Origin of the sequence: Gilvimarinus gilvus, from assembly GCF_030518155.1 — a bacterium.
Lineage (GTDB): Bacteria > Pseudomonadota > Gammaproteobacteria > Pseudomonadales > Cellvibrionaceae > Gilvimarinus > Gilvimarinus gilvus.
Window position 1 is genome coordinate 12,311 of the sequence record NZ_JAULRU010000215.1, and the last position, 14,196, is coordinate 26,506.

The window sequence follows — 14,196 nt, forward strand, 5'->3', positions numbered from 1 at the left end:
ATGAGCAAAACGGTTTTAATAACAGGCGGCACCTCAGGTATAGGTTACGCGAGCGCCAAAGCCCTGAAGGCAGAGGGAAATCGAGTGCTGATTACCGGCCGCGATCAGGCGCGATTAGATAAAGCCGCAAGTGAACTCGGTGTTGAGGCCATTTTGTGTGATAGCACAAACGCCGCTGCCATTGTCGCGCTGGGCAAACGCTTGGCAAAAGACGGTATAACCCTGGATGGACTGGTACTGAACGCCGGTATTTTTTACCCGCGCGCGATCAGCGACGAGAGCTGGGACAATATTCAGGTCACCATGAACACCAACTTTGCCGGCCCGTTTATGATGATGCAAGCCTTGGCAGGCACTATGAGCAACCCGGCAAGCGTGGTGTTTATTTCCAGCGTGGCGGTCGAAAAAGCACACCCCACCTGCGCCGCCTATGCGGCCAGTAAAGCGGCCTTTGAAGCGGCGGCGGGCGTTATGAATGTGGAGCTGGCGGCCAGCGGCATTCGGGTGAACTCCATTCGCCCCGGGGTGACCTTAACGGAGATTCAGAAAAAAGCCGGCATGAGCGACGAGGACATTGCCGGGCTTGCCGAATCCCTCAAGGGCTTGCCGGTGGGGCGCATATTATCGCCCGCTGACATAGTCCCCGCCGTGCAATACCTGCTCAGCGATGCCAGCATTGCCATGCGCAATGGGCATATGACGATTGATGGTGGGTTTGGGTTGTAGAGCCGGGGAACGGGGATCGGTATAAAATTTCGTTCTCCGTTCCCCATCAACCGTCAACCGTTATTCACCCCCATAAATACTCTCCAACGCACCGGTTACATACACCAGCGGTGCGTTCCAGTTGATGGTCACTTCGTTGGTGGAGTAGCTGCACCAATGATCTAAATAGGCGCGAGCCACGGCTTCGTCGCCGTAGGGGTAGTTGTCGGCGCCGCAGTCGTTTTGGGCGTTGGTGTTGGGGCCGCCGGCCAAAAAGCCTGGCACCGGGTCAACAACATTATCCGCCTCGGACTGACGGTGGTGAATGTGCATCGGCGGGCGCGCCCCGAACCCGGTAACGTAGCTGTATTCGGTGGGGTTGCGTCCCAGGGTGTAATCCAGCAGTGCCTGCGCCGCGTTTACGTATTTCATATCGGCGCTGTAATCGTACGCTTGCAGTACCATCATCGCCTTATTAAGCGCGCCGCCGTTACTGCCCCAATAGAAGTTTCCCGCCACCAGCGGCACACCGTAGGCCGAGCTGTTCATATCGGCAACGATGGAGTCGGCCAATTCGACAATGCGCGATTCAATTAACGCCTGATCCGCCGCTGCGGTTAAGTTCGCGCGATGCTTGGCCAACGACACCCAGGCCAAACCATCGGTGTTGGCCCAACCCGGAACACCGTTGCTGATGGACTCTAAGTTTGCCGCTTGCAGGTAATCGTCATCGCCGGTGGTGATGTAGAGCTCAACCGCAGCCCAGGCAAATTCATCCTCAAAGCGACTGTCACCGTAGCCGCCGGTTTGAATATCTTCGGGCTGCTGATAGGCCACATTAGGGTTGGCTTGCGCCCACTGCCAGGCAGACTGCGCCGCAGCCAGCATATCGTCAGACAGGCCCGAATACACCGCCTCATGCTCTGCCACTACCCGGCTAGCCACCGCCATTACTGCCGCGAAGTTTAGCGTGGCCGAGGTGCCCTTTTGCACCACATAGCGCGGCTCGGTGCCTTCGGCAGGCATCACCGCTCCGGCAAAGTTTTTGGTGGTGAGCTTGTGGTATACGCCACCGTCGTTAGGATCTTGCATATCCAGCATCCACTCGAGGTTCCACATCGCCTCTTCGAGAATGTCTGGGGTGTCGTTACCGCTTTCGGGAATACCGGCGTCGGTGGCCGCGTAAAAAGCGCCGTGATGCTCAAGTGCCGCCAATAAGGTGTAGGTGGATATGCCGGAGTTAACAATATATTTGCCGAAGTCGCCGGCGTCGTACCAGCCTTTAGGCGCCGATATAGAAGTGCCCTCTGGCCTTTCGGCGGAGGCTGCCGAGGCGTGCACCAGCACATCGGTATCCGGGTGGCCGGCAGCGCGCGCCCAATCGCCAGCGTGTTCGGCCGCGAGCGCTGAACTGGCGCGATTAAAATAGAAGGCTTTTAAAGCGCCTATATTCAAGGCTTTATAGGGCTGACTGGCAATCACAAACGGGTCGGAATCCTCCGCGCCGGCAACGCGAATCACATAGGTGCCGGGGTCTTGCAGGTCGGAAAAATCGGCTTGGGCCACCACCTGATTGGCGGGAGTCCACTCGCTAAACGCCGACAGTTCACCTTCCAGTACGGCCACCTCGGTATCGGTATTGATCACCGAAAACGCGGTTGCGCTGACCTCGGGAACAACGGCAACCTTAGCCGCTTGCGGCGCAAAGCCGATTTGATTCAACAGAATACGACCAGCGGATTCGACCGAGCTTGAACTCTCACTGGAGGCTTCCGAGCTGGACTGGCTGCTGGCACTGCTGGAGGGGTTACTGTTGCTGCTTCCGCCGCCACTGCTGCCACAACTGGCCAATACAAAGGCGCTGCACAGGGCCAGGGCGGCCTTAATGCGTAAGGGTTTCATGGGCACTTCCTCATATTTATTTTTTATTGATATGGGGGAGAGTCTACCGGTAAACAAGGTTTATTTGATGGATAAGTGCGCAAAGAAGGGTTAATGGCTTTGAGGTCTGAGGTCTGAGGTCTGAGGTCTGAGGTCTGAGGTCTGAGGTCTGAGGTCTGAGGTCTGAGGTCTGAGGTCTAAGGTCTAAGGTCTGAGGTCTGAGGTCTGAGGTCTAAGGTCTGAGGTCTAAGGTCTAAGGTCTGAGGTCGTTAGCGTCCGACCTCAGTCGTCTGACATCAAGCGTTTATAAACCCAACGTCTTTTTCACAAAGGGTATGGTCAATTTGCGCTGCTCGGCCAGCGAGGCGTGATCGAGTTTGTGCAGACAGCAAAACAGCTGGTTCATGTCGCGGGGTACGCGCTGCACTATGTAGTTGGCAACGTCTGCTGATAAATCCAGCCCGCGCTCTTTCGCGCGTTTGCGCAGAGCCTGTATTTTTTCATCGTCGCCTAAACTTTCGACCGCATAAATTACGCCCCACTGAAAACGCGATTGTAAATCGGCCAGGTGAACACCCAGCGAACGCGGGTTGTGGGTGGCGGCAACCAGCAAGAGTTTACCGGAGTCACGCAGGGCGTTGTACAGGTTAAAAAGTGCCCTTTCCCACTGAGCGTTACCGGCAATGGCATCGAGCCCGTCGAGGCACACCAAGTCCATATGCTCAAGCCCTTCCAGCAATGCTTCAGGCGCAAAACCCATCACATCGTTGAGCGGTAAATACTGAACGTTCACCCCCATTGATTCGGCGTAGTGACAGCTCGCCTGCAGCAAGTGAGTTAAGCCGGCGCCGGAGGCACCCCATAAATACACAAACTGTTCGCCATTGTTTTCAACTTGCGCCTTCAGGCAGTTCACAACTTCGAGATTAACCGAGTGTTCGGGCGCAAAAAAATTGGCAAAGGTGGCGTCGTCTTTAAGGCTTACCCCTAACGATAACTGCTGAGGAGCACTGCCCATTACTGCACGTCCTCGGTTAACCGGTAGCGCAACGGCCGCGCGACCGAACCGCGCAATTGGTAGCGATTAACACTCAAGCTCACGCCGGTTTCCGGCACTAAGGTTTGTGTCAGTGCCAGTGTATTCTCCAGCTGAGCAACGTCTCCTTCGGTAAACAGTTGCAGCGTTAAACCATTGGCCGCCACCGAATACATTTCAACCCGCCGCACCACAGCCAGCGAACTCAGGTAACGCTCCACCGTTTTAAAGTCACCGAAACTGTCGGCATTTTCGATCAACATAACAATGCTGGCCGCACCGCTTTCGCTGGGGCGAATAGCGTAGACATTGGCAAAGCGATCTGCGGCACTGTTAATGGCTTTAAGCATTAGCTCATCGCCACTTTGCCCCTGGCCATCAAAACTTTGATCACCCTCGCTGTGCAGTAGCTGCCAGTCACCCCGATAACTGCCATCGGATAGCGCGCTATAACGCAGCGCCAATATTGCATCGGCACGGTAGCGCTCTGACGCGTCCAGAATACGCTCTTCATCCAATTGCCAGAGGCTTTGCTCGGGCATTGCCAGGTGATCTTCCAGATCAAACACCGGCACCGTAATCGGCAGGCCGCGCAACTGGGCTTGCTCGCGCACCGCACTCCAGGTAGCGGTATCCGTTACCATGCGTAAACCGTCGCCATTATTTTCCACCGCCCACACTAAGACGTTGGGGCGATTGGCCGGCCAATAGGACAGTCCGGCGTCGCGCAGTAATTGCTCAACCAATGCCGCCGAGAATTTCAAATTTAGTTTTGAAGCCGGCACCTGTTCACCATTTGCCGACAGCAAGGTTTGCTCAGTACTGGCGTAACTGTATTCGTAAACGTATTCCTGCGCGTTGGCTAACGCCTGTTTTACGGTAGGGCTTTCAATGCTCTGCAGGGAGCCCGAGACACGCACAAGCACCCGCTCCAGTGCATGTTTGGCCGCGGCCGCGCGCTGCACCTCGGATTGCGATTTCACTAATTCTTCGGCGCTGTAGAGTTCAACGGTTTGATCAGCACTGACCGGCACAACCGCCCAAACAGATAGCACGAGTAGAGTCACAATTCGGTAAATCAGCGTCACAGTTATTCGACACCCACAGTAAAAGAAGTGCCGCATTGTAACAGGCAAATTTTGCCTTTGCGCCCCCTGAACTTGCCGATCAGGGCCAGTTTTGTGCAATTGCTGACACCTGCGCCCCACAGCACCGACAAAACAATGAGCGCTGCACTATTCATAATCAAATTCTATTTGGTAATAATTCTCATTTGCATTAGAGTGAGTTAACCACCAAGGAGATTAGCATTATGGAAACACTTGCTTTGCACTTGCGCCACTACGAACCCAAACTTCGCGATTATTTAACCCAGCGATTTGGCTCCGCCGCTCTGGCGCGACAAGTAGCCCGCGAAACACTTCAGACCATGCAGGCCAGTGAAATCTTGCAGTGCATTGGCAACCCCTACGAGTACATTACCGGTTACGCACTGGCGTTGGCCAAGCGCCATGAGGCGGGAGGCAAACGCCATGACTAGCCTGCCCGAGGACTTGACCAATGCCGTCTACAGCTACGCTGTGGCACAGTGGCGCTGGCCCGAGTTGCAACTGATTGACCGTGCGGCGGCTGAACTTTGGGATAAGCTGCCCAAGCACAACCTACAGCCACACGCGCAAAAAAAACGCGTCGCCCGCAGCGCCTGGATAGATCAGCGCTGCCTTGAGTTTATCGGACGTCATTGCAACGCGGAGTTTGTCGCTCTTAGGCCCGGTCTCAATACCCGCTTCTACCGTTTGAGCCAGCAGGTCGAATGGCCGAGGTTTTGCTGGTACGATCTCGACCACCCTGCCACCGCGCGCTACAAACACTGCGTCCTTCCCGACGTGGATAATTACCAGATTGCCCCCTTCGCTGACCCGGACACTGACCCGTGGCTGCGGCGTATTTGTGGGGCGAGCCAACAACCTCTTATGCTGATTGCTGAGAACCTCAACAGCTCGCTGAGTAGAGCGCACTGGCAAAGGGTTGTGGACACATTGCACCAAGCCGCTGGCGACAGAATTGTAGAAATTGTCTATGACGGACCCAGCCCCGTCGGGGCATGCCTGAGCCAACTGGGCAAATTTTTGCGCAGCCGCGATAACCATGAGCTGCCTTGTGATATTACTCTACCGCGCTCGAGCCCGACCTTGCGCCGGCAGCCGATTGAGCAGGGTTTACTGAGCTGGCTGTCCTTGCACAGGCTGGGGTTTCACTGTCAAATAGGTCGAGGCTGAGCTAGCGCTGGCCAGAACCTCTGTATCGCATCCCCGTAACCGGGCGCGCGCCCTGCGCGAACCCTGTCAAAACAGACGTTTTTACGGAGGTATTTATAGGTTTTTTCCGGTAGAATACGCGCCTTTGTGATCAACTCGCCCGGACTTAACCACCGAGCCCAGTACGGAATCAAACAGCGCATGAGCGAAAACACCCCCACCTCACTCAGTTACAAAGACGCCGGCGTCGATATCGATGCAGGTAATGACTTAGTTGAACGTATTAAAGGTGTGGCCAAACGCACCCGGCGCCCGGAAGTAATGGCCGGACTGGGTGGCTTTGGCGCTCTGTGTGAAATACCCGAAGGCTACCGCCAGCCGGTATTGGTCTCGGGTACCGATGGTGTCGGCACCAAATTGCGCCTGGCCATGGATCTCGGAAAGCATGACACCATCGGGATTGACCTGGTGGGCATGTGCGTCAACGACTTAGTGGTTGCCGGCGCCGAGCCTTTGTTCTTCCTTGATTACTACGCCACCGGCAAGCTCAACGTTGATGTGGCCGCCGATGTTGTCACGGGTATTGGCGAAGGCTGTGCTCAATCCGGCTGTGCCCTGGTTGGCGGCGAAACCGCCGAAATGCCCGGCATGTATGAAGGTGAAGATTACGACCTGGCCGGCTTCTGCGTCGGTGTCGTCGAAAAAAGTGAAATCATTGATGGCAGTAAGGTTGCCGCCGGTGACGTGTTAATTGGCCTCACCTCTAGCGGCCCTCACTCCAACGGCTACTCGCTGATTCGCAAAATCATTGAAGTATCAGGTGCCGATTTAAATCAGGACTGCGGCGGTGAAAGCCTGGCCCAGGCTCTGATGGCCCCGACCCGTATTTACGTTAAGCCGTTATTGGCACTTATTAAAGCGCTCCCCGTACACGCCTTGTCGCACATCACCGGTGGCGGCCTGCTGGAAAATATTCCCCGCGTACTGCCAGACAACGCCAAAGCCGTAATCGACACCACCGCCTGGCAGCTACCACCGGTATTTCAATGGCTGCAACAAGCCGGTAACGTCGATGCACGCGAAATGTACCGCACCTTTAACTGCGGAGTAGGCATGATATTGGCGGTACCTGCCGACCAAGCCGATGCAGCGATAGAGCTGCTGACCAATGCCGGCGAAACCGCTCTCAAGGTTGGTGTCATCAGCGACGCCGCTGACGGCGAAGAACAAGTGGAGCTGCAAGGGATCGCTCAATGAGTTCAGCGTCAACCACCCGTGTTGTCGTTTTAATTTCCGGCAGCGGCAGCAATTTACAGGCGTTAATCGACGGCCAGTCCAGTGCCGGCCTGCCCATTGAGATTGCCGCCGTAATCAGTAACCGCCCCAACGTAAAGGGGCTGGAGCGCGCGGCCCAGGCCGGTATTGAAGCCATTACTCTTGATCACAAAGGCTTTGAGTCACGCGAGGCCTTTGACGCGGCCCTAGCCGAGCACATCGACAGCTACCGACCCGATCTGATTGTACTGGCCGGCTTTATGCGTATATTAACGCCAGCATTTACCCAGCGTTACTGCGGCCGCATGCTCAACATTCACCCCTCTTTGCTGCCCAAGTACCAGGGGCTGAATACGCACCAGCGCGCCCTGGACGCCGGTGACAGCGAACACGGGGTGACGGTGCATTTTGTCACAGCTGAGCTCGACGGTGGCCCCGCCGCCATTCAGGCGGTGGTCCCCATATTAGCGGGTGATGATGCGAGTATTCTGGCCAGTCGGGTGCAAGCTCAGGAACACGTGATCTACCCGATGGCAGTACAGTGGTTTGCCGAGGGAAAATTAACCATGGCTGACAACAAGGCACTGCTTGACGGTGAACCTTTGCCGGCCAGTGGTTACCAAGTAAGGACTGACAACGCTTAACAAAGGATGCTATGCGCCTGACTCCCGCAATTTTTGCTTTAGCACTTGGACTTATCTCCATGTGCGCCACCGCCGATACCGCATCGGTTAGTGAGGCCACGCCGCCCAAACAGTTTAAAAACATCTACAAGGCCCGGGTTTACGGTATCGGCATTACCGTGACCCACGAGCTTACCGCCTTGGATGACGGCCACAAGCTGCGCTTTTTTGCCGACTCTTTTGTCGCCAGCATTGAGGAGATCAGCCATTTTGATTGGCCCAATCAAGATCGTTTGCGCCCCTTGAGCTACAGCTATGAACGCACCGGGCTAGGCCGTGACAGAACCGCCAAACTCGACTTTAACTGGGAAACCGGCAAGGTCACAAACAATGTGCAAGACAAACCCTGGAAGATGAAAATCGAACCCGGGGTACTGGACAAGCTCAGCTTTCAGATTCAACTGCAGCATGACTTGATTGCCGGCAAGACTGAAAGCCTCGCCTACGATATCGCCGATGGCGGTCGGGTAAAGCATTATGAATTTGAAATTGTCGGCAGAGAAACCCTTGAAACTCCTCTCGGCAAAGTAGACACTGTAAAAATTAAACGTTCGCGCAAAGACGATGATCGCGTCACTTACGCTTGGATGGCACCCAAGTACGACTATCTACTGGTTCGTATGCAGCAAGAAGAAGGTGGCGACGTCTATACCATTTACATCCACGAATCCGAAATCGACGGTGAAACGATTTCGGCCTTTGAGTGACAGGCTCACTCTGATTCAAAACACATTCACCAAGCAAAGGCTCTCACTATGAATATTTCCGACAACTGCGTTGCCAGTTTTCACTACACGCTCACCGATAAAGACGGCAAGGTGCTCGACTCCTCCGACGGTCGCGAACCTCTGGCCTACCTGCACGGTGCTAGCAACATCATTCCAGGGCTGGAAAAAGAGCTGGTTGGCAAGCAAGTTGGCGACAAACTGAAAGTTGACGTTCCCGCCGCTGAAGCTTACGGCGAGCGCAACGACGAGATGATGCAAGAACTGCCAGCCAACATGTTTACCGGCGTTGAAAAAATCGAAGTAGGCATGGAGTTTCACGCGCAAACCGAACAGGGCACGCAGGTTGTGAGTATCGCTGCGGTTGATGGCGACACCGTGACTGTTGATGCCAACCACCCGCTGGCCGGTGTCGACCTGACCTTCGATGTGGAAATCACCGAAGTGCGTGAAGCCACTTCGGAAGAACAAGAGCATGGCCACGCCCACGGCGCAGGCGGTCACGAGCACTAAAGTGACGCTCTGGTGGCCACCGCATGTGTATGGTGGCCACCAATTCCCCTTCTGGCCTACGCCACCCAAACCTCTGTACTTTTCTTTGTCTCTGAGCGCGTAAGTTGTTATCGTCTAGCAGACTATAACCCATAAAAGCGAGAGACCGATGCAAGCACTGCGTTCCACCCTACTTGCCTTAACACTGCTGTTCGCCGAATGTGCGGTTGCAGGCACAAGTCACGACAATACCGACGCGATAGCCCAGGCAGCGATAGAAGACTTACTTAGCCGCCCCGACTACATGATGTACATCAGCGACCACTTCACCGGCTTTCACTACGCGGAAGCTGCCGCAGCCTACGGCGCACTCAAATACGCTCGCCTCAGCGACAACCAAGTCCTCACTGAGCGCCTATTGGCGCGCTATGAAACCGTGCCCGGCACCGCCGACTTGCTGCAAGATGAACATGTGGATGCCAATGTGTACGGCATTCTCCCTATCGAACGCTACTTTACCAATGGCGATCAACAGGCGCTGGCCACGGGCCTTGAGCTCGCCGATGACCAGTGGGCCGCCCCCCTTGAGAACGGTCTTACCCGGCAAACCCGCTACTGGATTGACGACGTGTGGATGATTGGCGCGCTGCAGATTCAAGCCTACCGGGCCACGGAAAAACCCATTTACCTGCATCGAGCCGCCCTGCAAATCAACGCTTACTTACACAAACTGCAGCAGCCCAATGGCCTGTTTTATCACGGTCCGGACGCGCCCTTTTTCTGGGGGCGAGGTAATGGTTGGGTGGCCGCGGGTTTAGCAGAGCTGATATCTGAGCTGCCTGAAGATCACTTACTCTACGGTCAGATCAGCGAAAGCTATCAGCGCATGATGGCAGCCCTGCTGCAATACCAAGCCACTGATGGTATGTGGCGGCAGTTGCTTGATTACCCCGACGCCTGGAAGGAATCTTCCGGCACCGCCATGTTCGCCTACGCCATAGCGGTTGGGGTTGAGCGTGGCCTACTGCCAAAAGAGTCCTATCAACACGCGGTTGATAAGGCGTGGCAGGCGCTGAGCAAACGGGTTACGGACAACGGCCAGCTCACCGACGTTTGCGTAGGCACCGGACAAAGTCAGGATGCTGCCTACTACCTGGAGCGCCCCCGTATCACCGGGGACTTGCACGGTCAGGCGCCGCTTTTATGGCTCGCAACAGCACGCCTACTCCCTGAGTAGACCCACGCCGACCGGCCTTAACGCCCCCCGTAAAGTCAAAAAGACCACTATATGTCATACATATAGTGGTCTTTTTTATAGGTTTCTCCTGAAAAACACTGATTACTCCTGCTCATTGCATCAATTATTACTATTGTATTATTATTAGATAAATTAATATTTAATACTTGCGATAAAAGCATAATAGAGGTGCAAACCATGTCTATACGAACCCTCACCCTGGCGGTGAGTATTTTGTCTCTGGCTGCCTGTGGCGGCGGATCTGGCGGCGACAGTAACGGCTCAAGCTCATCTGTGGCGTCATCCAGCTCTTCGAGTTCATCCGAAGCTTCCTCTTCGGTTAGCTCGGCGCCATTAGAGGTGTTCGACAACCCGACACTGGGCGCGGCCGAAATCAACTACAACGACGTACCGGTTCATGACCCCTCTGTTATCCGCATCGACGATGGAACTTTTTACGTGGTGGGTTCACATTTAGGCTTCGCCAAAAGTACTGACCTTATTAGCTGGGAGCCCGTCGCTAACGGTGTTGACGACGCCAACCCTCTGTTTAATACCTATGCTACCGAAATATCCGAAGGCATCGAGTGGACCGGCGGCTATGTAGGTTCGTGGGCCTCGGACATTATCCAGTTGGATGACGGGCGCTATTACTTCTATTACAACCACTGTACCCAACCGGCCACCGGCCAGTGTGACGGCCCCCGATCCTATTTGGGCGTAGCGGTTTCTGATGATGTAGAAGGCCCTTACGTAGACCAGGGTATTTTCCTTTACTCGGGACAAACCGATGAAGAAATGACCGGTGACTACGGTGTTGGGGATCTCACCAGTTTTGATGCCTTTGTCCACCCTAACGTGATTGACCCCACCGCGTTTTTTGATAAAGACGGCCAGCTTTGGATGTCTTACGGCTCATACTCAGGCGGCATATTTGTGCTCGCTATGGATGAAACAACCGGTAAACCTGAGCCAGGACAGGGCTACGGTACCCATATTATTGGTGGCGATCACAGCTCGATTGAAGGCAGCTTTGTTTACTACAGCCCCGAATCGGATTACTACTACCTGTTCACCTCCTTCGGTGGCTACGAGGCCGCTGACGGCTACAATATTCGCGTCGCGCGCTCGCGCAACCCGGACGGCCCCTATCTGGACGCCGCAGGTAATGACGTTGCCAATGCCCGTGGCAACTGGGAAAGCATAGCCCCGTACGGCAATAAAATGATGGGCGGGTTTATTTTTCAATCCCTGCCCGGCTCTGATGCAGAGTCTCGCGGCTACCTGGCGCCCGGTCACAACTCTGCCTACTACGATGAGTCAACCGGTCAGCACTTCCTGATCACCCACACCCGCTTCCCCGGTCGCGGCGAAGGTCACGCTATTCGCGTACACGAGATGTGGGTCAACAATGACGGTTGGCTGGTAGCCTCACCGCAGCGCTATGCGCCCATTGAGGGCGAAAATATTGTTGACTATCAAGATATTGTCGGCGACTTCCAAATCATTGATCACGGCAAAGACATCAACCGTAGCGCGCACCTGTCAATGGCAGCCACACTGCATGAAGATGGCAGCATTAGCGGTGAGGTCAACGGCAGCTACACCTTGTATGCCGAGCAACCCGAGCGCATTACCATCACGCTCGACGACGGCACTGTCTTTGAAGGTCTGGCCGCCTGGCAATGGGACCCGCGCCTAGAGGTGCTGGTACCGACCTTCACGGCACTATCTGCACAGGGGGCGTCAATCTGGGGATTACAGCTTCCGGCCAAAACCAATGGCGAAGTGGTTGATGCGATTACCGCGGCTTTAAGTTTACCGACTGAATTTAAAGGCACTGCTCTGGAGTTACCGACCGAGGGCGCCCGTGGTGCCAGTATTGGCTGGAGTATCAGCGACACAAGCACAATTGCACAAGATGGCTCAGTCACTCGCCCCAATGTGGGGGAAGGCGACGCAATGGTTGAACTCACCGCCACTATCAGTCGTCAGGGTATCGACAGCATGCAGTCGTTTAACGTCACTGTACCTCAGCGGGTCACCTATAACCGAACGGCTCAATATCAATTTGAGAACGACCTAACCGACAGCCTTGGCAACAAAGCCGACGGTTACGCCACCGCCGATCGTATTCATAACGCAGGTTCTGTTGCCTATGCTGCAGGCCAAAGCGGGCAGGCTGTAATGCTCGACGGTACCAACGGCGTTCGCCTGCCAGATGGGTTAATCGATAATTACGAATACACGGTTTCGATGTGGGTTAATCCCGCCATGATCACCCAATTCAGCACCGCGTTTTTTGGTGCGGCGAATGAACTGACCAACGAGGAAGGCGGTCTGTTAGCGGATCAGTGGTTGAGCCTGGTTCCCGAAAGCTGGGATAACAACACCATGCTGTGGAGTGGTAGCCAAGCGTGGGTTGATGCGAGCGCTGGTGAACTGATTAGCGAAAACAGCTGGACCCATTTAGCCTTCGCTGTAAACCAAGGCACCGTTAGCGTTTATATCGATGGTGTGGAAAAATTCTCTGGTGGCAGCATCACAGACTTTTTCACCTGGAATGAAGGTTTGTTTGCACTGGGTGTTAACTACTGGGACTTACCCTTCAACGGCATGATCGATGAGCTGAATATTTACGATGCAGCCTTGAGTGCCGGCGAAATTACCGCTCTGGATATCGATCAACTGCCTGCCACTGCACTGCTGGAATCGGCCAAAGACTTATTGGACTTGGGTGACTTAAGCGGGGTGCAGTCGGACTTTGAGTTACCAAGTTCTGGCCCTTACGCCTCAGCGATTAGCTGGAGCTCATCCAACAGCAGCGCTCTCAACGTGCAAGGCAATACGGCGGTGGTCACTCGCCCTGAGTCGATTGACACAGATGTCACGCTGACTGCGACCTTAACCCTGGACGGCGAAACCAGCACCAAGACATTTGTGGTTACTGTGAACTCGCTGGCTCCGGCCGAGCCTGTGGCGCACTTTAGCTTTGATGATCACCTCAGCGATGAAACTGCAAACTTTGGCGCGGGCACCGTAACCGGCAACCTAATGACCAATACCGGTGGCGATGTTAATTACGGCGCGGGCAAATCCGGTATGGCGCTCAGCCTCGATGGCAATAGTGGTGTGGCCCTGCCCGACGGTTTGATTGACGGCAGCCGTTACAGCTTCGCACTGTGGCTAAACCCACAGGCGCTAAATCAATTCACCACCGCATTCTTTGGCGCGCAATCGACAAGCAGTTGGATAAGCGTTGTACCCTTCGGACCGGGCGACGGCAATACCATGCTGTGGTCAGGTGAGGCTTGGTTTGACGGTGACACCGGCGCTCAGTTCGCCGCTGGCGAGTGGACTCACTTTGCCACGGTAGTGGATGCAGGCAACATCACCCTCTACGTTAACGGCGAGCAAGTGTTTACCGGCACCGGCTTCCCCGATGTATTTACCGGCGCCGACGCTGAATTTGGTATTGGCGTTAACTACTGGGACACACCATACACGGGCCTGGTGGATGAGCTAGTCATCTTTGACGAAGCGGTAAGTGCTGAAGTAATAGCGGCGTTGGCGGAATAACGGAGAACGGAGAACGGAGAACGGAGAAACCCTATCCATCTTTACGATTAAAAAGGAGCGCAATTGCTCTCCTTTTTAATCTTCCGTAAACCGTACTCCCTCTCCCGTATCAATCAATGCGCCTCCACCTTCTCCTCACCACAGCGTTTGCATTTATAACGCGTCACTAACTTTCCCTGTTTTACATCAAACTGCTGGCTCGTTACTACTTCCCACTTGTGAAAACCGCTGCGGCACAGGGTTTTGCCCTTGTGTTTTTGCTTGGGGCTGGGGCGCTTGAAAGGCAGGACATTGCTCATGGTGGTTGCAGCTTTACTGTATTGCG

The 14,196-nt window shown here is 54.8% G+C and carries 14 protein-coding genes; 9 read left to right on the forward strand and 5 right to left on the reverse strand.

The window, feature by feature from the left end:
* Positions 1–726 carry an SDR family oxidoreductase gene (locus QWI17_RS01740; RefSeq protein WP_302720762.1) on the forward strand — a complete coding sequence of 242 codons (726 nt, stop codon included), beginning with the start codon at positions 1–3 and terminating at the stop codon, positions 724–726.
* Between the two features lie 60 nt (positions 727–786).
* Here the strand turns inward: QWI17_RS01740 and QWI17_RS01745 are convergent, their stop codons facing one another.
* The 4 genes from QWI17_RS01745 to QWI17_RS01760 all read right to left on the reverse strand — a co-directional run bounded on the left by QWI17_RS01745 (position 787) and on the right by QWI17_RS01760 (position 4,865).
* On the reverse strand, positions 787–2,607 hold the full coding sequence (locus QWI17_RS01745; protein WP_302720763.1) for a glycoside hydrolase family 9 protein: 1,821 nt from the start codon (positions 2,605–2,607) through the stop codon (positions 787–789).
* Between the two features lie 283 nt (positions 2,608–2,890).
* Complete coding sequence (gene hda / locus QWI17_RS01750) at positions 2,891–3,604, reverse strand: DnaA regulatory inactivator Hda (protein ID WP_302720764.1); 714 nt, start codon at positions 3,602–3,604, stop codon at positions 2,891–2,893.
* Positions 3,604–4,710, reverse strand: a complete 1,107-nt coding sequence (locus QWI17_RS01755; protein ID WP_302720765.1) for a DUF2066 domain-containing protein — start codon at positions 4,708–4,710, stop codon at positions 3,604–3,606. The genes hda and QWI17_RS01755 overlap by 1 nt, the downstream gene beginning before the upstream one ends.
* 2 nt (positions 4,711–4,712) lie before the next feature.
* Positions 4,713–4,865, reverse strand: a complete 153-nt coding sequence (locus tag QWI17_RS01760; protein WP_302720766.1) for a hypothetical protein — start codon at positions 4,863–4,865, stop codon at positions 4,713–4,715.
* Between the two features lie 69 nt (positions 4,866–4,934).
* Between QWI17_RS01760 and QWI17_RS01765 the strand changes: the two genes are divergently transcribed.
* From QWI17_RS01765 to QWI17_RS01800, 8 genes are all read left to right on the forward strand, one after another.
* Positions 4,935–5,162, forward strand: coding sequence for a hypothetical protein (locus QWI17_RS01765; RefSeq protein WP_302720767.1), 228 nt, complete (start codon positions 4,935–4,937; stop codon positions 5,160–5,162).
* Positions 5,155–5,901: a class I SAM-dependent methyltransferase gene (locus QWI17_RS01770; RefSeq protein ID WP_302720768.1), complete on the forward strand. Its 747-nt coding sequence runs from the start codon at positions 5,155–5,157 to the stop codon at positions 5,899–5,901. Before QWI17_RS01765 ends, QWI17_RS01770 begins: the two co-directional genes overlap by 8 nt.
* Positions 5,902–6,081: 180 nt before the next feature.
* Positions 6,082–7,137, forward strand: a complete 1,056-nt coding sequence (gene purM / locus QWI17_RS01775; protein ID WP_302720769.1) for a phosphoribosylformylglycinamidine cyclo-ligase — start codon at positions 6,082–6,084, stop codon at positions 7,135–7,137.
* Entirely contained in the window at positions 7,134–7,799 is a 666-nt protein-coding gene (purN, locus tag QWI17_RS01780; protein WP_302720770.1) for a phosphoribosylglycinamide formyltransferase, read from the forward strand. The genes purM and purN overlap by 4 nt, the downstream gene beginning before the upstream one ends.
* A gap of 11 nt (positions 7,800–7,810) precedes the next feature.
* Positions 7,811–8,545 carry a DUF3108 domain-containing protein gene (locus QWI17_RS01785; RefSeq protein WP_302720771.1) on the forward strand — a complete coding sequence of 245 codons (735 nt, stop codon included), beginning with the start codon at positions 7,811–7,813 and terminating at the stop codon, positions 8,543–8,545.
* 48 nt (positions 8,546–8,593) lie between these two features.
* Complete coding sequence (locus QWI17_RS01790) at positions 8,594–9,076, forward strand: FKBP-type peptidyl-prolyl cis-trans isomerase (RefSeq protein WP_302720772.1); 483 nt, start codon at positions 8,594–8,596, stop codon at positions 9,074–9,076.
* Positions 9,077–9,224: 148 nt separating this feature from the next.
* Positions 9,225–10,292 (forward strand): glycoside hydrolase family 88/105 protein, encoded by a 1,068-nt coding sequence (locus QWI17_RS01795; protein WP_302720773.1) that lies wholly within the window; start codon positions 9,225–9,227, stop codon positions 10,290–10,292.
* Positions 10,293–10,490: 198 nt separating this feature from the next.
* The gene (locus QWI17_RS01800; protein ID WP_302720774.1) at positions 10,491–13,871 is read left to right on the forward strand and encodes a LamG-like jellyroll fold domain-containing protein; all 3,381 of its coding nucleotides are present in this window, start codon (positions 10,491–10,493) and stop codon (positions 13,869–13,871) included.
* Between the two features lie 113 nt (positions 13,872–13,984).
* Here QWI17_RS01800 and QWI17_RS01805 read toward each other — a convergent pair whose 3' ends face one another.
* Positions 13,985–14,170, reverse strand: coding sequence for a hypothetical protein (locus tag QWI17_RS01805; protein ID WP_302720775.1), 186 nt, complete (start codon positions 14,168–14,170; stop codon positions 13,985–13,987).
* Between the last annotated feature and the right edge of the window lie 26 nt (positions 14,171–14,196).